This is a genomic window from Streptomyces sp. NPDC020362, from assembly GCF_040642095.1.
Taxonomy (GTDB): domain Bacteria; phylum Actinomycetota; class Actinomycetes; order Streptomycetales; family Streptomycetaceae; genus Streptomyces.
Map to the genome: position 1 here is coordinate 13,327 of NZ_JBFAET010000076.1, position 20,381 is coordinate 33,707.

The 20,381-nt window shown below is 71.9% G+C and carries 16 protein-coding genes and 1 pseudogene; 12 read left to right on the plus strand and 5 right to left on the minus strand.

Annotated features, from left to right (window positions below):
• Positions 1-7 precede the first annotated feature (7 nt).
• From AB0H32_RS25215 to AB0H32_RS25230, 4 genes and pseudogenes are all read right to left on the minus strand, one after another.
• The gene (locus AB0H32_RS25215; protein ID WP_361124539.1) at positions 8-1,651 is read right to left on the minus strand and encodes a PucR family transcriptional regulator; all 1,644 of its coding nucleotides are present in this window, start codon (positions 1,649-1,651) and stop codon (positions 8-10) included.
• Positions 1,652-1,701: 50 nt separating this feature from the next.
• Positions 1,702-3,084, minus strand: coding sequence for an FAD-binding oxidoreductase (locus tag AB0H32_RS25220; RefSeq protein ID WP_361124541.1), 1,383 nt, complete (start codon positions 3,082-3,084; stop codon positions 1,702-1,704).
• An 81-nt stretch (positions 3,085-3,165) separates the two neighbouring features.
• Positions 3,166-3,552 (minus strand): annotated as a pseudogene (locus AB0H32_RS25225) (YbfB/YjiJ family MFS transporter); the annotation flags it as partial.
• Between the two features lie 163 nt (positions 3,553-3,715).
• Positions 3,716-4,018: a muconolactone Delta-isomerase family protein gene (locus AB0H32_RS25230; protein ID WP_361124543.1), complete on the minus strand. Its 303-nt coding sequence runs from the start codon at positions 4,016-4,018 to the stop codon at positions 3,716-3,718.
• A gap of 163 nt (positions 4,019-4,181) precedes the next feature.
• On the opposite strand from AB0H32_RS25230, the gene AB0H32_RS25235 reads away from it, so the two are divergent.
• Positions 4,182-5,105 (plus strand): LysR family transcriptional regulator, encoded by a 924-nt coding sequence (locus tag AB0H32_RS25235; protein WP_361124545.1) that lies wholly within the window; start codon positions 4,182-4,184, stop codon positions 5,103-5,105.
• Positions 5,106-5,165: 60 nt separating this feature from the next.
• Here the strand turns inward: AB0H32_RS25235 and AB0H32_RS25240 are convergent, their stop codons facing one another.
• Complete coding sequence (locus AB0H32_RS25240) at positions 5,166-6,968, minus strand: glycoside hydrolase family 15 protein (protein ID WP_361124581.1); 1,803 nt, start codon at positions 6,966-6,968, stop codon at positions 5,166-5,168.
• Positions 6,969-7,513: 545 nt separating this feature from the next.
• On the opposite strand from AB0H32_RS25240, the gene AB0H32_RS25245 reads away from it, so the two are divergent.
• The 11 genes from AB0H32_RS25245 (at position 7,514) to AB0H32_RS25295 (ending at position 20,379) form a co-directional block, all read left to right on the plus strand.
• Positions 7,514-9,163, plus strand: coding sequence for a CTP synthase (locus AB0H32_RS25245; protein WP_361124547.1), 1,650 nt, complete (start codon positions 7,514-7,516; stop codon positions 9,161-9,163).
• Between the two features lie 99 nt (positions 9,164-9,262).
• Complete coding sequence (locus AB0H32_RS25250; protein WP_361124549.1) at positions 9,263-9,889, plus strand: NUDIX hydrolase; 627 nt, start codon at positions 9,263-9,265, stop codon at positions 9,887-9,889.
• Positions 9,890-10,052: 163 nt separating this feature from the next.
• Entirely contained in the window at positions 10,053-12,116 is a 2,064-nt protein-coding gene (locus AB0H32_RS25255) for a tetratricopeptide repeat protein (RefSeq protein WP_361124551.1), read from the plus strand.
• A gap of 149 nt (positions 12,117-12,265) precedes the next feature.
• Positions 12,266-13,381: an alanine dehydrogenase gene (gene ald, locus AB0H32_RS25260; RefSeq protein ID WP_361124552.1), complete on the plus strand. Its 1,116-nt coding sequence runs from the start codon at positions 12,266-12,268 to the stop codon at positions 13,379-13,381.
• Between the two features lie 411 nt (positions 13,382-13,792).
• Entirely contained in the window at positions 13,793-14,926 is a 1,134-nt protein-coding gene (locus tag AB0H32_RS25265; protein WP_361124554.1) for a ParA family protein, read from the plus strand.
• A complete protein-coding gene (locus AB0H32_RS25270) occupies positions 14,911-15,483 on the plus strand; it encodes a hypothetical protein (RefSeq protein WP_361124556.1) in 573 nt (190 codons plus the stop codon). The genes AB0H32_RS25265 and AB0H32_RS25270 overlap by 16 nt, the downstream gene beginning before the upstream one ends.
• 18 nt (positions 15,484-15,501) lie before the next feature.
• The gene (locus AB0H32_RS25275; protein WP_361124558.1) at positions 15,502-16,728 is read left to right on the plus strand and encodes a segregation/condensation protein A; all 1,227 of its coding nucleotides are present in this window, start codon (positions 15,502-15,504) and stop codon (positions 16,726-16,728) included.
• On the plus strand, positions 16,725-17,375 hold the full coding sequence (gene scpB, locus AB0H32_RS25280) for an SMC-Scp complex subunit ScpB (protein ID WP_361124559.1): 651 nt from the start codon (positions 16,725-16,727) through the stop codon (positions 17,373-17,375). The genes AB0H32_RS25275 and scpB overlap by 4 nt, the downstream gene beginning before the upstream one ends.
• A 12-nt stretch (positions 17,376-17,387) precedes the next feature.
• Positions 17,388-18,455: a pseudouridine synthase gene (locus AB0H32_RS25285; protein ID WP_361124561.1), complete on the plus strand. Its 1,068-nt coding sequence runs from the start codon at positions 17,388-17,390 to the stop codon at positions 18,453-18,455.
• A 185-nt stretch (positions 18,456-18,640) separates the two neighbouring features.
• Positions 18,641-19,360, plus strand: coding sequence for an NUDIX domain-containing protein (locus AB0H32_RS25290; RefSeq protein WP_361124563.1), 720 nt, complete (start codon positions 18,641-18,643; stop codon positions 19,358-19,360).
• Positions 19,357-20,379, plus strand: a complete 1,023-nt coding sequence (locus AB0H32_RS25295; RefSeq protein WP_361124565.1) for an ADP-ribosylglycohydrolase family protein — start codon at positions 19,357-19,359, stop codon at positions 20,377-20,379. Before AB0H32_RS25290 ends, AB0H32_RS25295 begins: the two co-directional genes overlap by 4 nt.
• Positions 20,380-20,381 lie beyond the last annotated feature (2 nt).

The window sequence follows — 20,381 nt, forward strand, 5'->3', positions numbered from 1 at the left end:
ACCGGCCTCAGGGCACGTGCCGGCGGGCCCGCAGGGCGAGGCTCAACGCCAGCACCGTCTGAGGGTCGTCGAGGTCGGTGCCCAGCAACTCCCCGATGCGGGCGAGCCGGTTGTACAGGGTCTGGCGGTTGAGGTGCAGCTCGCGGGCGGTCTCCGCCTTGCGGCCCGCATGTGCCAGGTAGGTCTCCAGGGTGGGCAGCAGCGGTGGCTTGGAGCGGTGGTCGTGGTCGCGCAGCGGGCCGATCGCACGGTCCACGAAGGCCGCCAGGTCCGGGTGGTCGCGCAGCCGCCACAGCAGGAGGTCGATGTCCAGGCGACGGGCGTCGTACCAGGGGCGGTCGCTCAGGCCCTGGGCCGCCGTCGCCGTCTCCGCCGCGTGTCTGAGCCCGGCCGAAGCGGCCGCCCAGCCGCCGGCCACCCCGACCACCACGACCGGCGGCGGGGCGCCCGGCCGCTGCATCCCGGCCCGCTCGACGCCCGCCCGCAGCGCCGCCGCCACCCGGTCCGCGACCGCGGACCGCTCCGACTCCGAGCGCAGCCCGAGCAGCACCGGGACCCGGCCCTCGACCGGCCTGACGCCCAGCAGCACCGGCACCCCGACCGAGGCCAGCTCCTCGGCGACCGCACGCGCCAGCACCGCCCAGCTGCCACCGGGGGACAGCGCGTCCCCGACGCGCATCACCACGGGCAGCAGCGGGCTGTTCCCGGGCTTGAAACCGAGGACGCGGGCCTGGGCCGGCGCGTCCTCCGCGGTGATCCGGCCCTCGGCCAGGTCAGTGAGGAAGTCGCCGCGGCCGCGCGCCGCCAGCTCCTCCTCCTGCCGGGCCTGCATCAGCACCACGGCCAGGATGCCCGCGGCCCGCTCGGCGGCGATCCGGTGCACCGGAGCCAGCGGCGAACACACCGGCAGCAGCACCAGCCGGGCCCGTACCGCCCCTGCCCCGGGACCGCCGCCGGGCACGTCCACCAGCACCGAACCGGCCGGCGGCGGCGCATCCTTGTGCGGACCGCGCAGCCCCTCCCACACCTGCAGCGGATCCGCGCCCTGAGGGCCGGACCCGGCGGCGTACAGCAGCCGGCCGTCCGCCGTCTCCAGGAACACCGGGTTGGCGCTGAAGTCGGCCAGGATGCCCAGCACCTGCGGCACCCCGCCACCGCCGAGCAGTGCCTCGGTACACCGCCGGTGCACCTCCTCGGCCCGCTGGAGCAGCGCGTAGTGTCCGTTGACGATCTCGGTGTGGACCTCCTCGGTGACGGTCACGAACGGCACCTCGCGGTGCAGCTGGACCAGCGGCAGCCCCGCGCTGCGGGCGGTGTCCACCAGGGCGGCCGGCAGCCGGGTGAAGCGCGGGCCCAGCTCCACCACCAGGGCCGCGATGCCGCGCTCGGCGAGCGTGCGCACGAACGCCCGCTGCTCGGCCGGGCGGGTGCCGAGGCCGTAGCCGGTGGTGAGCAGCAGCTCGCCGCCCTTGAGCAGCGAGGCGATGTTCGGCACCTCGCCCGCGTGCACCCAGCGCACCGTGCGCCCCAGCCGGTCGGCGCCCGCCACGATCTCCGGGAGTCCGCTGCGCAGCCCCGGCAGCTCCAGCGCCCGCTGAACGGTGATCCCCGCGCCCTGAGTGGCGAATCTGCTGTCCGTACCGCTGTCCATGCAGCGGACGCTACCTGCGCAAACCCTCTGACGACAGCCTGCGCCACCGGCTACACGGGCCGGATGTTGTGGTTGAAGCGGAACACGTTGTCGGGGTCGTAGGCCCGCTTCACCTTCTCCAGCCGCAGCAGGTTCCCGGCGCCCAGTCCCGCGCGCACCCGCTCGGTGCCCTCGTCGCCGATGAAGTTCAGGTACACATCACCGGTGCTCCACGGCCGGACGCCGGCGCGGACGTCCCGTACCCAGGCGAGGGCACGCTCGTCGTCGGCCGGGTCCTCCCAGGCGGCGAAGGGATGCACCGCCCAGGCCGCGTCCCGGTACGGCACCGGGTACACGTGCGGACCGGCGGCGATCGCCCCGCCCTGCGGAAAGACGAGGTGCTGGGTGGCGGTCGGCACCGGCATGTCCTCGGCGCGGCCGCAGAAGACGTCCACGAGTTCGTCGGGCAGAGCGGTCAGGTACTCCGCCGACCAGTGGTTCCGCAGCCCGGGCGGCTGGTCCAGCATGCACTGCAGGTCCGCGTAGGGCAGCGCGCCCACCAGCTCCGCCTCGTGCGGCAGCGCCAGCAGCGGCTGGGCCAGCTTGCGCAGATCCTCCCCGCCTCCCGCGTACGTCAGCAGCGTCGCGCACAGCAGCGTGCCCACCAGGTGCTCCGGCACGAACTCCAGGGGCGGGCCGGTCAGATACAGCACCGCGCCGCCCACCTCGTCGGGGCCGCCGGTGATGACCTCGCGGAAGGTGCGGACCGCATCCGCCCCGAACCGCGGGCGGTACAGCAGGAGCGCGATCGAGAACTCCGGCAGCTCGTGCAGCTCCAGGGTGAGCGCGGTGGCGACGCCGAAGTTGCCGCCGCCCCCGTGCAGGGCCCAGAACAGTTCGGGGTTCTCGTCGGCGTTCGCGTGCACCCGCTCGGCGTCGGCGGTCACCAGCTCCACGCTGATGAGGTTGTCGACGGCGAGGCCGAAGGCCCGGTCCAGCCAGCCGGTGCCGCCGCCCAGCACGAAGCCGCCGACGCCGGTGGTCGAGGCCCGCCCGCCGGTGGTCGCGAGTCCGTACGGCTGGGTGGCCCGGTCCAGATGGCTCATCGTGGCCCCGCCCTCGATCCGGACGGCCTCGGCGGCCGGGTCCACGGTCACCCGGTGCATCCGGCGCAGGTCCACCACGAGGGCGCCGTCGCCCAGGGCCGTGCCGGCCACGCCGTGCCCGCCGCCGCGCACCGCGACGGACAGGTCCAGTTCCCGCCCGAAGCGCACCGCGCGGACCACGTCGGTCGCGTCCGCGCACTGTGCGATCACGGCCGGACGCTTGTCGATCATCCCGTTGAAGACGGCACGCGCCGCGTCGTAGCCCGGATCCCCCGGGGCGAACACGTCGCCGGCCAGATCCTCGCGCAGGGCGGCGAGGGCCGCGCCCGCCTTGGAGAGGGGAGCCATGGCCGCCCCTTCCGGAACAGGGGGTCTTGTCCACACCCAGCCTAGGAGCGCAGGGGCGGCCGGGCGCGCCGTGGGGCCTCCTCAGACGCCGCCGCCCTCCGGAGCCGTGGCGGCCTCGACCGCCGTGACCAGTCCCGCCGGCGCGCCGCGCCGTACGACCGTCCCGTGGTCCGGGAAGCCGATGCGCAGCACGGCGGCGGCCGCGGCGGCGGCCAGGAGCAGGGCCTGGTGGTAGCCGTGGCGCAGCAGCGGGGAGACGACGACCAGCGGGCCGAGGATCTGGCCGACGGAGTAGCCGGCGGTCAGCAGCGCGACCGAGCGCGGGAACCCCGGCTGCGAGCCCGCGGCGAGGGCGAGCGTGCTGATGCCGATGAAGGCGGCGCCGAACAGAACGGCGGAGACCAGAGCGGCCGACACCCCGCCGACCAGCGAGGGCAGGGCGATGCCGGCCGCCTGGACGCGGACAGCCCGGCCCCGTCGTGCATCAGGGGCAGGATCGGGGTGTAGACGAACCGCCCGACGCCCATGCCCGCCGCGAGCGCCGCCGCAGCCGGGGCGACGTGCGTCCAGGGAGAGGCTCAGGGCGAAGCGGACGGACCGTCTCCCCGGTTCGTGCGGAACGAGGGTGCACTCACGCGGCCCCGTCCGCCCGGCCGGGGTCGTTGGGGTGGGATTCGAGCGCGGTGACGGTGAGGGTCATCCACGGGCGCAGCGGCAGCGTGCCGAGCACCTTCTCGTGCAGTTCCTCCTCGTCCGCGGCCCGCCAGATCCCGATGCTGCGCAGCTCGCCGACCGGCCGCCACAGGCGCGCCAGGTAGCCGGTCGAGGCCAGCTCCTTCGCACGGACCGCCTCGGCAGCCCGCCGCCGGTCGACCTCGTCATGACTGGTGCCCTCGGGGACAGTGGTGGTGATCTCGACCAGGAACTCTCGCATGGTCCTGCTCCGCTCGGTGGGGTTGCCCGGTGCGTACGACGCACCGAAGAGGGGGAGCCGGGCGGCTCCTGCCCGCTCCGGACTTCAGTGTCCGCCGGTCGCCCACGGCATGCCACGACAGGCTTTCTCCCTGCTGAGAGGCGTTGCCTCGCACCGACGTAGCATGACGGGCGTGGAGCTGCGCCAACTTCGGTACTTCGTCGCGGTGGCCGAGGAACTGCACTTCGGCCGGGCCGCCGAGCGGCTCCTGATCGCCGGGCCCTCCCTGTCCCAGCAGATCAAGTCGCTCGAACGCGACCTGGGAGTGCGTCTGTTCGACCGCGACCGCCGCTCGGTGTCCCTCTCGGCAGCGGGCGCGGCCCTGCTCCCGCACACCCGGGCCCTGCTGGAACGGGCAGACGACCTCCAGCGGCGCGGCCGCCGGCTCTCCGGATCCGAACCGGTGCGCCTCGGCTACGTCAACTGGCTCCCCGCGGACCTGACCGCCCGTACCTCCGCCGTGGCCCAGGTCCACATCGACGCATGGGTCGCCCCGTCGCACACCCAGGCCGCCCGGGTCGCCGACGGCAGCCTGGACCTCGCGGTGTGCTGGGTGCGCACCGACGACCTGGAGCAGCGGGGCCTGTCCGCGCGGCTCCTCGGCGCCGACCGGCTCTACGCCGTCGCCACCGGCACGGACACCAGCGACGTACCCGCCCGGGACACCGCCGTCCTCCTGGACGACGACACCACGTCCTGGTCGTCCTGGAACGCCTACGCCGAGGAACTGGCGCGGGACACCGGCGCGCACCCGGTGCACATCGCAGACGGCGGCATCACCGGCCCCGCCTTCTTCGACCACGTCCGCCGCAGCGGCCGCCCGGTCGTCAACTCACCCAAGGGCCAGACCACCCCGCTCCCGCCCGACCTGGTCAAACGCCCTGTCGTCGCACCGCGGATCCACTGGACCTGGTCCCTGACCTGGCGCCGCACCGAGGCCCGCAGTGGCGTCCTCGCCGTCGTCGACGCCCTCTGCGACGGCGTCGGCGACCTGCCGGTCCACGGCCCGGACACCTGGCTGCCCGCCCAAGACCCCTACCGGCGCTAGCACCGGGTTCCGAAGGGGCACGGACCGGCCGCAGGCGACCGGTCCGGATCCCCTGCGCGCTCAGCCGCCGTAGGCTCCCGAAGCCGTCAGGCGCAGCGCGGTGTCGATCAGCGGGACGTGGCTGAAGGCCTGCGGGAAGTTGCCGACCTGGCGCTGCAGGCGCGGGTCCCACTCCTCGGCGAGCAGGCCGAGGTCGTTGCGCAGCGCGAGGAGCTTCTCGAACAGCTTGCGGGCCTCGTCCACCCGGCCGATCATCGCCAGGTCGTCCGCCATCCAGAACGAGCAGGCCAGGAAGGCGCCCTCGTCGCCCGGCAGGCCGTCGACGCCCTCGTCCTGGCCCTCCGTCGGGTAGCGCAGGATGAACCCGTCCGAGGTGGACAGCTCGCGCTGGATCGCCTCGATGGTGCCGATCACCCGCTTGTCGTCCGGCGGCAGGAAGCCCATCTGCGGAATCAGCAGCAGCGAGGCGTCCAGCTCCTTGGAGCCGTAGGACTGGGTGAACGTGTTGCGCTCCTGGTCGTAGCCCTTCTCACAGACGTCCCGGTGGATGTCGTCGCGCAGCTCCTTCCAGCGCTCCAGCGGGCCGTCCGCGTCCCCGGACTCGATCAGCTTGATGGTGCGGTCCACCGCGACCCAGGCCATCACCTTCGAGTGCACGAAGTGCCGGCGCGGGCCGCGCACCTCCCAGATGCCCTCGTCCGGCTCCTGCCAGTGGTCCTCCAGATAGCGGATCAGCTTCAGCTGGAGGAGGGAGGCGTAGTCGTTGCGGGCCAGGCCCGTCATGTGCGCCAGGTGCAGGGCCTCGGTGACCTCGCCGTACACGTCCAGCTGGAGCTGGTGCGCCGCGCCGTTGCCGACCCGGACCGGGGCCGAGGCCTCGTAGCCGGGAAGCCAGTCCAGCTCGGCCTCGCCCAGTTCGCGCTCGCCGGCGATGCCGTACATGATCTGCAGGTTCTCCGGGTCGCCGGCGACCGCGCGCAGCAGCCACTCGCGCCAGGCGCGGGCCTCCTCGCGGTAGCCGGTGCGCAGGAGGGAGGACAGGGTGATCGCCGCGTCCCGCAGCCAGGTGTAGCGGTAGTCCCAGTTGCGGACGCCGCCGATGTCCTCCGGGAGGGAGGTGGTGGGCGCGGCGACGATGCCGCCGGTCGGCGCGTACGTCAGAGCCTTCAGGGTGATCAGCGAACGGACCACCGCCTCGCGGTACGGACCGTGGTACGTACAGTGCTCGACCCACTCGCGCCAGAAGTCCTCCGTCGCCTGCAGCGACTGCTCCGGCTCGGGCAGCGCGGGCGGCTCCTTGTGCGAGGGCTCCCACGAGATCGTGAACGCGATCCGGTCACCCGGGGCGACCGTGAAGTCGGCGTAGGTGGTCAGCGACTTTCCGTAGGTCTCGGCCTCGGTGTCGAACCACACCGAGTCGGGGCCCGCCACCGCCACGGTCCGGCCCTCGTGCCGGTGCACCCAGGGCACCACCCGGCCGTAGGAGAACCGCATCCTGAGCGCCGAGCGCATCGGCACCCGGCCGGTGACGCCCTCCACGATCCGGATCAGCTGCGGGGCGCCGTCACGCGGGGGCATGAAATCGGTCACCCGCACGGTGCCGCGCGGGGTGTCCCACTCCGACTCCAGGATCAGCGAATCGCCGCGGTAGGTCCGCCGGGCGGCCGAGGGCGGCGGTGAGTCGGCCGCGTGCGCCGGGCCGAGCCGCCAGAAGCCGTGCTCCTCGGTGCCCAGCAGGCCGGCGAAGATGGCATGCGAGTCGAAGCGGGGCAGACACAGCCAGTCCACCGTGCCGTCCCGGCAGACCAGTGCGGCGGTCTGCATGTCTCCGATGAGTGCGTAGTCTTCGATGCGCCCGGCCACGTGCAACTCCAGTCGAACGGCCACGTCACCCCCGCACAGGGGGGCTGTCGCTAGTGCGGTCAAGGGGTCGTTGTTGTGCGTCGTTGAGCGGTGAAGCAAAGCAGCCTGCCGAGCCCTGAGGCAAAACGACAGTCTTTGCTCAACGAACTGCCGCGCTCTCGTTGTTCCGGGTGATGCAGGCTGGGGTGTGCCGTCGTTTCCGGCCGGGCCCGGCAGTGAGTGTCCGAGCAGGATACGACGCACGTAGATGATCTGCGTGCCGCTCCGGGCAACCCGTGTGGGCCGAACGAGTGACCAGCGGATGAAACCCGTGTGTCCGCTGCGCATCTGTGTCGCCGCACGTGACGGGCGTGAGAGGAGGTGTTCCGTGTCGGCGCGAGCGCGGAGCGTGGCCGGGAGCCATCCCGCCGAGGCGCTGTTACGCTGGTAGCCCGTGGACCGGTGGGCGACAAACCCCCGAACCGCAGCGACGGCACCTCCGGAAAACTCCGGGCAGACTGCCGGACCGCATCACAGACAGCGACCACGGGAGCCCCCTCTTGGCCATGCCGCCGAAATCTACGACGACCAAGCACATCTTCGTCACCGGGGGTGTCGCCTCCTCGCTCGGCAAGGGCCTCACCGCCTCCAGCCTGGGCATGCTGCTCAAGGCCCGCGGCCTGCGCGTCGTGATGCAGAAGCTCGACCCGTACCTGAACGTCGACCCGGGCACGATGAACCCCTTCCAGCACGGTGAGGTGTTCGTCACCAACGACGGCGCCGAGACCGACCTGGACATCGGCCACTACGAGCGCTTCCTCGACCGCGACCTCGACGGCTCCGCCAACGTCACCACCGGTCAGGTGTACTCGACCGTGATCGCCAAGGAGCGGCGCGGCGAGTACCTGGGCGACACCGTCCAGGTCATCCCGCACATCACCAACGAGATCAAGCACCGCATCCGGCGCATGGCCACCGACGAGGTGGACGTCGTCATCACCGAGGTCGGCGGCACGGTCGGCGACATCGAGTCGCTGCCGTTCCTGGAGACCGTCCGCCAGGTCCGCCACGAGGTCGGCCGGGACAACGTCTTCGTCGTCCACATCTCGCTCCTTCCGTACATCGGCCCGTCCGGTGAGCTGAAGACCAAGCCGACCCAGCACTCCGTCGCGGCCCTGCGCAACATCGGTATCCAGCCCGACGCGATCGTGCTGCGCTGCGACCGCGAGGTGCCGACCGCGATCAAGCGCAAGATCTCGCTGATGTGCGACGTGGACGAGGCCGCCGTCGTCGCCTGCCCCGACGCCCGCTCGATCTACGACATCCCGAAGACCGTGCACGGCGAGGGCCTGGACGCCTACGTAGTCCGCAAGCTCGACCTGCCCTTCCGGGACGTGGACTGGACGACCTGGGACGACCTGCTCGACCGCGTCCACAAGCCCGACCACGAGATCACCCTCGCCCTGGTCGGCAAGTACATCGACCTGCCCGACGCCTACCTGTCGGTCACCGAGGCGCTGCGCGCCGGCGGCTTCGCCAACAGGGCCCGCGTGAAGATCAAGTGGGTCACCTCGGACGACTGCAAGACCCCGGCCGGCGCCAAGGCCCAGCTCGGCGACGTCGACGGCATCTGCATCCCGGGCGGCTTCGGCGACCGCGGTGTGCTCGGCAAGGTCGGCGCCATCCGCTTCGCCCGCGAGAACAAGATCCCTCTGCTCGGCCTCTGCCTCGGCCTGCAGTGCATCGTGATCGAGGCGGCGCGCAACCTCGCCGACATCCCCGACGCCAACTCCACCGAGTTCGACCCGGCCACCGGCCACCCGGTCATCTCCACCATGGCGGAGCAGATGGACATCGTCGCCGGCGAGGGCGACATGGGCGGCACCATGCGGCTGGGCATGTACCCGGCGAAGCTGGCCGAGGGCTCCATCGTGCGCGAGGTCTACGACGGCAAGGAGTACGTCGAGGAGCGGCACCGTCACCGCTACGAGGTGAACAACGCCTACCGCGCGGAGCTGGAGAAGAAGGCGGGCATCCTCTTCTCGGGCACCTCGCCGGACGGCAAGCTCGTCGAGTACGTCGAGTACCCGCGCGACGCCCACCCCTACCTGGTCGCCACGCAGGCGCACCCCGAGCTGCGCTCGCGGCCGACCCGTCCGCACCCGCTGTTCGCCGGCCTGGTGAAGGCCGCGGTCGAGCGGAAGAATTCCAAGTAACGCACCAGTTGTACGGTGGCCGGGGTGCATACCTTCACAAGGTGAGCACCCCGGCTTTCATCTGGCCGGTCTTCTCGAAGGCGTGTGGAAGGACAGGGCATGACGATCAAGGACACCCCCGAGGAATGGGAGATCCGCGCGACGGAGACCCCCTTCGTGGGCAACAAGACCTCGGTGCGCACGGACGAGGTGGTCATGCCAGACGACTCGGTGGTCCGCCGCGACTACCAGGTGCACCCCGGCTCCGTCGCCGTCCTCGCGCTGGACGAGGAGGACCGGGTCCTGCTCATCCGCCAGTACCGCCACCCGGTGCGGCACAAGCTGTGGGAGGTCCCGGCCGGCCTGCTCGACGTGCCGGGCGAGAACCCGCTGCACGCCGCCCAGCGCGAGCTGTACGAGGAGGCGCACGCCAAGGCCGGGGACTGGCGGGTGCTGACCGACGTGTACACCACCCCCGGCGGCTGCGACGAGGCCGTACGGATCTTCCTCGCCCGCGATCTCTCCGAGGCGGAGGGGGAGCGCTTCGAGACGGAGCACGAGGAGACCGACATGGAGTACGCGCGCGTGCCGGTCGACGAGCTGGTGCGCCGGGTGCTCGCCGGCGACGTGCACAACAACTGCCTCGTCGTGGGCGTCCTCTCCCTGGTCGCCGCGCGCGCCGGGGACGGCCTGGACGCCCTGCGCCCGGCCGACGCCCCCTGGCCCGCGCGTCCGTTCACGTCCTGAACCCACCCGTGCACACATTGGTGTGACGATCGCCTGATCCGATCGGGGGACGTGTCCGCCGTGCTCCTCCAGGAACGTCGCAGAGCGTCAACTAGGCTCTGCAAACGTCCGTACCGGAAGGACCCGGCGGGCTTGCACGTGCGGTGGGACGGGAGTGTGGCCCGTGACGGATCAGGCGGTGGACACGGACGACCTGCGGCTGTCGGCATCATCAGCCGTGAAGGATGATTTCCTGGGCCGCACACGGGAGTTGAAGGAACTGCGCGCCGACATCGAGCGCGCGGGTCTGGACACCCTCTCCGGCCGCAAGGCACCCCGCGCGCGCGTGCTCCTCATCGCGGGCCGCCCCGGCTCCGGCCGCAGTGCCCTCGCCGGGGAGCTGGTGCGGCAGATCGCCGGCCGTTACCCCGACGGAGTGCTGCGGGCCCGGCTCAGCGAGCCCGACGGCACCCCGGTACCGCTCGAGCGCGCTGCCCGCGAGCTGCTCGCCGCACTGGAGGTGCAGGCACCGGCGGGAGCCGGCGAGGACGACCTGACCGCATCGCTGCGCGTGAGTCTCGCCGAGCGGCGCGTCCTGCTCCTGCTGGACGACGCCGCCGGTGCCGAGCAGGTCGACGCCCTGCTGCCGGACGCCCCGGACTGCCTGGTGGTCGCCGTCTCGGGCGGCCCGCTCACCGGCATCGCAGACGTCCGCCCCTGCACCCTGGGGGGCCTCGACACCAAGTCGGCGGTGGAACTCCTCACCCGTTTCACCGGCTCCGTCCGCATCACTGTCGACCCGCGCGCCGCCGAGAGCCTGGCCGAGGCCTGCCAGGGCCATCCGGCCGCACTCACCCTGGCCGGCGGCTGGCTCGTCTCCCGGCCCCAGGCGGCCGTCTCCGACCTCGCCAAGCGGATGCGCTCGGACACCGACGACGGTGACGGCAACCCCCTCGCCCGCGTCTTCCGGCTCGTCTACGACGAGCTGCCCGGCCCTGCCGCCCGGATACTGCGACTGCTGTGTCTCGCCCCGGCCGGCCTGATCGACCCGCACACCGCCTCGGCCCTGGCCGGCTGCTCGGTGAACGCCGCCCGCGGCGCCCTGGACGAGTTCGTCGCCCTCGGTCTGCTGCGCGCGGTGGACTCCCCGCTGCCCGAGTACGACGTCCCCGGCTGTCTGCACCCGCTGCTGCGCTCCCGCGCCGAGAGCCAGGAACGCCCGGCCGAGCTGCAGCTGGCCCGCGCCCGCATGCTGGAGCGGACCGTACGGCTGCTGCAGTCGTGCCGGGCGATCACCGAGACGGACAGCCCGCAGGCCCGGGAGAAGCTGCAGGAGACGCCTCCCGCGCTGCGCTTCCCCACCCCGCGGGCGGCCGCCGAGTGGCTGCGCGTGCGCAGGCCCGCCCTGCTGGCCGCCGTCCGCCTGGCCGTGGCCGACGGGGAGCTGGACACCCTCGCCCGCCGGCTGATGTCCCAGCTGGTCAGAGCCATGGCGGCGCACTTCGGCACCCAGGCGGCGGCCCCCGACCTGTACGGCGTCCACGGCCTCGTCCTGGACGTCGCCGAGCGGCGCGGGCTGCATCGGGAGAAGGCCGCGGCCCTGCTGAACCTGGGCGATCTGGACGCGCAGACCGGTCGCACCCAGGCCGCGCTCGCCCGCTACCGGGCCGCCCTGGACGCCGCACGCGAAGCGAACGACCCGTACGCAACCGGCCGCGCGATGGAATCCGTAGGCGGCGCCCATCAGGAGCTGGGGGACTACGACCGGGCCGCCGACTGGTTCGGCCGGGCCCTGGCCGAGCGGCTGGCGAGGGGCGAGCGCACGGAGGCCGCACGGCTGTACGGCCGGATCGCCACCGCGCACACCTACGCGGGCCGTTACGGCGAGGCGCTCAGAGGCTGGCGGGCGGCTGCCGCCGGGTACCGCAAGAACGGTGATGTGGCCGCCCATGCGCGGGCGTTGAGCGAAGTGGCCCGGGTCCAGGAGTACGCGGGACGGCCCGAGGAGTCGCTGCGCACCTGCCAGGAGGCGGTGGAGTGGGCGCGGCGTGCCGAGGAGGTCCGGTTGCAGGCCGCGCTGCAGCTCCGGCTCGCCGACACCCTGGACCGGCTGGGCGACCCCACGGCCGCCCACCTGCACCGCGCGGTGGCCGAGCGCATGCTGCGCGAGGAGGAGCCGGAGGACGCCTCCCCTCAGGAGGACGACGAGATCGCCTGCGAAATCCGTAGTGCATCAACTGAAGATTGATGCAATGAAAGGCTAGACACGCGGAACGCCTTCATTAAACTGGCTCTGCCGCACGTTCTCCTGCGGTGTCTCCCGGTATGCCCCCGCATGCCTGGGTATGTCATGTAATGCACCCCCCCATACCCTCTGAGCCAAGGACCGTGATCCACGTGAAGGTCGGCATCCCCCGCGAGGTCAAGAACAACGAGTTCCGGGTGGCCATCACCCCCGCCGGTGTGCACGAGCTGGCGCGCAACGGCCACCAGGTCGTCATCGAGCGGGGTGCCGGCGTCGGCTCCTCGATCACGGACGACGAGTACGTGGCCGCCGGTGCCCAGATCCTGGACACCGCCGACGAGGTCTGGGCCACCGCCGACCTGCTGCTGAAGGTCAAGGAGCCCATTGCCGAGGAGTACCACCGCCTCCGCAAGGACCAGATCCTCTTCACCTACCTGCACCTGGCCGCGTCCAAGGAGTGCACGGACGCGCTCATCGAGTCCGGCACCACGGCCATCGCCTACGAGACGGTCGAGCTGCCCGGCCGCGCGCTGCCGCTGCTCGCCCCGATGTCCGAGGTCGCGGGCCGTCTGGCCCCGCAGGTCGGCGCCTACCACCTGATGGCCCCGGTCGGCGGTCGCGGTGTGCTGCCGGGCGGCGTCCCGGGCGTGACCCCGGCCAAGGTCGTCGTCATCGGCGGCGGTGTCTCCGGCTGGAACGCCACCCAGATCGCCGTCGGCATGGGCTTCGACGTGACCCTGCTCGACCGTGACATCAACAAGCTGCGTGAGGCCGACAAGGTCTTCGGCAGCAAGGTCAAGGCCATCATGTCCAACTCCTTCGAGCTGGAGAAGGCCGTCCTCGACGCCGACCTCGTCATCGGCGCCGTCCTCATCCCGGGCGCCAAGGCCCCCAAGCTGGTCACCAACGAGCTGGTGTCCCGCATGAAGCCCGGAAGTGTTCTTGTCGACATCGCGATCGACCAGGGCGGCTGCTTCGAGGACTCGCGTCCCACCACGCACGCCGAGCCGACCTTCCGGATCCACAACTCGGTCTTCTACTGCGTCGCCAACATGCCGGGCGCGGTGCCGAACACCTCCACCAACGCCCTCACCAACGCCACGCTGCCGTACATCGTCTCGCTGGCCAACAACGGCTGGGTCGAGGCGCTGCGCCGCGACGCCGCGCTCGCCAAGGGTCTCAACACCCACGACGGCAAGGTCGTTTACAAGGAGGTCGCCGAGGCGCACGGTCTGGAGCACGTGGAGCTGGAGACCCTGCTCGGCTGACCCCGACCCGGTGGGTCACTAAGTCACCGACGCGCAAAAGGCGATACGTCAACACACATCGTCAACAGCACGCACTCGGCCGGACCTTGCCCGACAAGGTCCGGCCGGATGTGTGTATGGTCACTTGGCGACTCTTGGTCAACTCGCCTCGAACGTAACCCTTCGACCGATTCGCACACCGGTGAAACCTGCCGTGCGACGGCCGTACGCCCTTGACAGCGGGATGTTTCATTGCCGACACATCCTGCCGGGTCCGGCGGATTGTGTTGCTGCGGACCGCCGACACGCCATAGAGTCGCCAACCGTCGGCATGGTGCCACGCTGACCTTGTCTAGAAGTTCCCTGGTCACCAAGGAGGTAAGACGACTTGTGAATGAGTCGACATTTTCTCCCGGGGGTGGTCAACCAGGAATGCCTGTACGGGGCCAGGGCCCCGAGGGATTCGAGGCTGTCGGCTCCGTAGCTGTGCGCACCTTCGCAGCCCACCAGAGTCCGGGTCCGCAGACCGCCCGGACAGCACACCAGAGCATGGATGGCCATCACGTGAACGCCATGGCCGGCGACGGAAGTGGCGCGCCCCACAACCACTTCGCCGACTACGACGAACTGCCCGAGGGGCACTTCTACGACCCCGACGCCGAATACGAGCCGGACCCGGAGTACGCGGCCACGCTCGCGCCCGACGCTGCCCGCCAGCGCCGTGAGCGCGTCGGCCCGACCGGACGCCCGCTGCCGTACTTTCCGATCCCGGGTCCGCTGACCAGTCACGGCCCCGCGACGATCATCGCGATGTGCAACCAGAAGGGCGGGGTCGGCAAGACGACGTCGACCATCAACCTGGGTGCCGCGCTCGCGGAGTACGGCCGGCGCGTGCTGCTCGTGGACTTCGACCCGCAGGGCGCGCTGTCGGTGGGTCTCGGCGTCAATCCCATGGAGCTCGACCTCACCGTCTACAACCTGCTCATGGAGCGGGGCATGTCCGCGGACGAGGTCCTGCTCAAGACGGCGGTCCCCAACATGGACCTGCTGCCCTCCAACATCGACCTGTCGGCCGCCGAGGTCCAGCTGGTCTCCGAGGTCGCGCGCGAGTCGACCCTCCAGCGGGCGCTCAAGCCGCTGCTGCCCGACTACGACTACATCGTGATCGACTGTCAGCCCTCGCTCGGCCTGCTCACCGTCAACGCGCTGACGGCCGCGCACAAGGTCATCGTGCCGCTGGAGTGCGAGTTCTTCGCCCTGCGCGGTGTGGCCCTGCTGACCGAGACCATCGAGAAGGTCCAGGAGCGGCTCAATCCCGAGCTGGAACTGGACGGCATCCTCGCCACGATGTACGACTCGCGCACCGTGCACAGCCGTGAGGTGCTCGCGCGTGTCGTCGAGGCGTTCGACGACCACGTCTACCACACGGTCATCGGGCGAACGGTCCGCTTCCCGGAGACCACGGTCGCCGGTGAGCCGATCACCACGTACGCCTCCAACTCCGTCGGTGCCGCCGCCTATCGCCAGCTCGCCAGGGAGGTGCTCGCCCGGTGTCACGCCGAGTGAGTCTGCCCGGGGCCGACGAACTGTTCCGTACGACCGGGGGGACGGCGCTCCAGCCGTCCACGCCCCGGCGTGGGGCCAACGGTGAGGCCCGGGTGCCGGCTCCCGCGGGAGAGAGCGATCCGGCGGCCGCGGCCGCCGCGGCGGAGGACGCGCCGCAGTCGGTTCCCGCGCAGGGCGGGGACGGCGAGGGCGCGGAGCATGTGGCGGCGGTCGAGACCGAGTCGGCCGAGTCCGGCGAGTCCCGCACCCACCCGGCGCGGCGGCAGACGGCGCAGGAAGGTTCTGCCGCCCCCGCGGCGGCCGCGCAGCAGCGCAAGCGCGGGCGGGCGGCGGCCCGGCGGCCCAGCGGCCGCGAGCGGCACGACGAGAAGATCACCGTGTACGTGTCCGCCGAGGAGCTCATGGACCTCGAGCACGCGCGGCTGGTCCTCAGAGGCGAGCACGGGCTCGCCGTCGACCGCGGCCGGATCGTCCGCGAGGCGGTCGCCGTGGTCCTGGCCGACCTGGAGTCCCGAGGGGACGCGAGCATCCTGGTACGGCGGCTGCGCGGGCGGTAGCGGTAGCCTGCGGGGGCCATGACCTCGAACGACGTTCCCGTACCCACCCCCGGCGCAGGCGCCGGCCGCCGGCGTGTGCTCGGGCGGGGGCCGGGAGCAGCGAAGGCCGAGCCGGTCCAGGCGACCGCGGAGATCCACGAGCCGGAGGTCCTCGAGCCGGAGTTTCCCGAGCCGAACCTTCCCGGGCCGGAGATTCCCGCCCCGGCGCCGCCGGCATCCGTACCGGAACCGGAGCCGCAGCCGGTCCCGGAGTCCGAGAGGGAGCTTGTACCGCAGCCGGTCCCGGAACCCGAACCGGAGCTTGTGCGGGAGTCTGAACCCGAGCCCGAGGCAGCCCCGGCCCCGGCGCCCTCGGGGGACCAGGAAGCCCCGGCGTCCTCCGACGGTGTCTTCAAGGTCCGCCTCTCGAACTTCGAGGGACCCTTCGACCTTCTGCTCCAGCTCATCTCCAAGCACAAGCTGGACGTCACCGAGGTCGCCCTCTCCAAGGTCACCGACGAGTTCATGGCGCACATCCGGGCCATGGGGCCGGACTGGGACCTGGACCAGACGACCGAGTTCCTGGTCGTCGCCGCGACCCTGCTCGACCTGAAGGCGGCCCGGCTGCTGCCCACCGCCGAGGTGGAGGACGAGGCCGACCTGGCGCTGCTGGAGGCCCGTGACCTGCTGTTCGCGCGGCTGCTCCAGTACCGCGCCTACAAGCAGATCGCCGACATCTTCACCCGGCGCCTCGACGACGAGGCCCGCCGCTACCCCCGCACCGTCGGCCTCGAACCGCACCACGCCGAGCTGCTGCCCGAGGTCGTCATCAGCATCGGCCCCGAGGGGTTCGCCAGGCTCGCCGTCAAGGCGATGCAGCCCAAGGCCAAGCCGACCGTGTACGTCGACCACATCCACGCCCCGCTGGTCAGCGTGCAGGAGCAGGCGCAGATCGTGGTCGCGCGGCTCAGGGAACTGGGCGAGGCCAGCTTCCGCTCGCTCGTCGAGGACACCGACGACACCCTCACCGTCGTGGCCCGCTTCCTCGCCCTGCTGGAGCTGTACCGCGAGAAGGCCGTCGCCCTGGAGCAGGAGACCGCGCTCGGGGAGCTGCTCGTGCGCTGGACCGGCGGGGACGGGGACGCGGCGCCCCTGGTAACCGACGAGTTCGACCGGCCGCCCGAGGAGCCGAAGGACGCGAAGGAGACGAAAGGGACGGGGAAGGCGGGGGAGCCGAAGGAGACCGAGGAGGAGAAGAAGGCATGAGCGAGGAGACCGTGGAGTTCCCGGCGGGGCTCCGTACCGTCGCCGGCCTGGACCTCAAGCCCGCCCTGGAGGCGGTCCTCATGGTCGTGGACGAGCCCGCGACCGAGGAGCACCTGGCCAAGATCCTGGAGCGGCCCAGGCGGCAGATCGCGGACGCGCTGCGCGAACTGGCCGACGAGTACACCCTGCAGGGCCGCGGCTTCGAGCTGCGCTTCGTCGCGGGCGGCTGGCGTTTCTACAGCCGCGCCGAGTACGCGCCCGCCGTCGAGCGGCTGGTGCTGGACGGCCAGACCGCCCGCCTCACCCAGGCCGCGCTGGAGACCCTCGCGGTCGTCGCCTACCGCCAGCCGGTCAGCCGCAGCCGCGTCTCCGCCGTGCGCGGAGTCAACTGTGACGGTGTGATGCGCACCCTGTTGCAGCGCGGTCTCGTCGAGGAGGCGGGCGCGGAACCCGAAACAGGTGCGATCCTGTACAGGACGACGAACTACTTCCTGGAGCGGATGGGCCTGCGGGGCCTGGACGAGCTTCCGGAGCTCGCGCCCTTCCTCCCGGAGGCGGAGGCGATCGAGGCCGAGACCCAGGAGGGAGTTCCGTCGTTCGACCCGGACGCGCCCGACGCGCCCGGCGTAGAGGACGCAGACGACTAAGACGGAACTTTGATGCGAAGCAGCGGCAGCGGAAAGAGTGGCGGGCGCGGTAACAACCGCGGCGCCGGCAACAACCGGGACGAGCGGCAGGGGCAGGGCCGTCCCCGCAAGCCCCGCCCCGAGGAGCGCCGCTACGACGTGGGCCCCGGCGCGACCAAGGACGGCCCCAAGTCCGGGCGCGGCGGCGCGGCCCGCGGTGGTGCCAAGGGCGGGCCCAAGCAGCCCCAGGACGGCGGGCGCGGCCGTACGGCCCCCGCGCGCTCGCGTGAGTACGAGGCGCGGGTCGAGGAGCGCAACCGCGAGCGCTACGCCGGGAAGAAGAACGTCAAACTCCCCAAGACCTTCCCGGGCGCCGAGCAGGAGGGCGAGCGGCTGCAGAAGGTCCTCGCGCGCGCGGGCTACGGCTCCCGGCGTGCCTGCGAGGAACTGATCGAGCAGGCCCGCGTCGAGATCAACGGCGAGATCGTCCTGGAGCAGGGCCGCCGTGTCGACCCGGAGAAGGACGAGGTCAAGGTCGACGGCCTGACGGTCGCGACGCAGTCGTACCAGTTCTTCTCGCTCAACAAGCCGGCCGGTGTCGTCTCCACCATGGAGGACCCGGAAGGCCGCCAGTGCCTCGGTGACTACGTCACCAACCGTGAGACCCGGCTCTTCCACGTCGGCCGCCTCGACACCGAGACCGAGGGCGTCATCCTGCTCACCAACCACGGCGAGCTGGCGCACCGCCTCACGCACCCCAAGTACGGCGTGAAGAAGACCTACCTCGCCGCCATCGTGGGCCCGATCCCGCGCGACCTGGGCAAGCGTCTGAAGGACGGCATCCCGCTGGAGGACGGGTACGCGCGCGCGGACCACTTCCGCGTCGTCGAGCAGACCGGCAAGAACTACCTGGTCGAGGTGACCCTGCACGAGGGCCGCAAGCACATCGTGCGCCGCATGCTCGCCGAGGCCGGCTTCCCGGTCGAGAAGCTGGTGCGCACCTCCTTCGGCCCGATCGGCCTGGGCGACCAGAAGTCGGGCTGGCTGCGCCGCCTGTCCAACACCGAGGTCGGCATGCTGATGAAGGAGGTCGACCTCTAGGAGGCGCCTGCACGGCTTTCCGACGGCCGGTCCCGGGTTTCCCGGGACCGGCCGTCGCCGTATGCCCGAATGGGGCTCCAGGAGGCGCTGACCGGGTTGCGGATCGGCGCACGACTCTTTATAGTCGTAGTGACTATTGGTCAGTCTGACCATAAAGAGCGACCGGAGAAAGGGGGCGGCCGGGCATGCAGGGCTACGACAAGTACGCCTACGAACCTTTCGCCGTCACCGTCGACCTCGCCGTCCTCACCCTCCGCGCCGGCACTCTGCACGTGCTGCTGGTCGAGCGCGGGCAGGAGCCGTACGCCGGCCGCTGGGCGCTGCCCGGCGGCTTCCTCCTGCCCGACGAATCCGCGGAGACGGCCGCCCGGCGCGAACTCGCCGAGGAGACCGGTCTGGCCGACCTCTGCGGGCTCCGCCTGGAGCAGCTGCGCACCTACAGCGACCCGGACCGCGACCCCCGGATGCGGGTCGTGTCCGTCGCCTTCACCGCGCTGCTCCCCGAGGCCCCCGAGCCGCGCGGCGGCGGCGACGCGGCCCAGACCCGCTGGCTGCCGTACGGCTCCGCCGGGCCGCTCGCCTTCGACCACGACCGGATCCTCGCCGAAGCCCACGAGCGGATCGGCGCCCAGCTGGAGAGCAGCTGCGTCGCCACCGCCTTCTGCCCGCCCGAGTTCACCCTCGGCGAGCTGCAGCAGGTCTACGAGACCGTGTGGGGCACGGTGCTGGACCGGCCCAACTTCCGCCGCAAGGTGCTCGCCACGCCCGGTTTCGTGGAACCCGTCCCCGGTGCCGCCCGGCTCACCGGCGGCCGCGGCAAGCCGGCCGCGCTCTACCGCGCGGGCACCGCCACCGCCCTGCACCCGCCCCTGCTCCGACCGTCCCGGGAAGGACCCGCCTCATGACCACCACTCGGACGAGCAAGCGCGCCGCCACCGGATCCCTCGTCGGCCTCGCCCTCGGGGACGCCCTCGGCTTCCCGACCGAGTTCAACGACGTGCCCTCGATCCTCGCCAAGTGCGGGCCGTGGCGGGAGATGGAGCTGCCGGCGCGTGCCTTCGTCTCCGACGACACGCAGATGACCCTCGCCGTCGGCCGCGCGCTCAGGACCGCCATGGACCGAGGTGTGCTCGCGCCGAGGCGGCTGGCGCGGCCGCTGCGCGAGGAGTTCGTGGACTGGTACCAGTCGCCGGAGAACAACCGCGCCCCCGGCCGCACCTGCCTGACCGCGTGCAACCTGCTGAAGGAGGAGGGCCGGATCTGGCAGGACGCCAGCCAGATCGGCTCCAAGGGCTGCGGCGCCAACATGCGCGTCGCCCCGATCGGCCTCGCCCCCGGCCTGAGCGACGAACAGCGCGCCGGTGCCGCCCAGTTGCAGTCGGCGCTCACCCATGGGCACCCCACCGCTCTGGCCGCCTCCGACCTCACCGCCCACGCCGTCCGTCTGCTCGCCCAGGGCACCGATCCGGCCGGCCTCGTCGGACAGCTGCGCTCGTACGCCCACGACAACCGCACCCGCTACCACCACACCTGGCTCGGCGACCTGTGGACCCGCTCCCACGACCCCGGCCCCGAGCACTTCATCGCACGCGGCTGGGACGAGTGCCTGGACGTCCTCGGCCGTCTCCAGGAGGCCGCGCGCACCGTCTCCCCGGAGACCGACCCGTGCCTGGCCACGGGCGAGGGCTGGATCGCCGAAGAGGCCCTCGCCACCGGGCTGCTGTGCTTCCTGCTCTTCCCCGACGAACCCGTCACCGCCCTGCGCCGGGCCGCCTGCTCCTCGGGCGACTCGGACTCGATCGCCTGCCTCACCGGGGCCTTCGCGGGCGCCTGGCTCGGCGCGGACGCCTGGCCGGCCGAGTGGGCCGACCGGATCGAGTACCGGGGGGACCTGTTGACGCTGGGAGCACTCTGGGACGCTTAGGT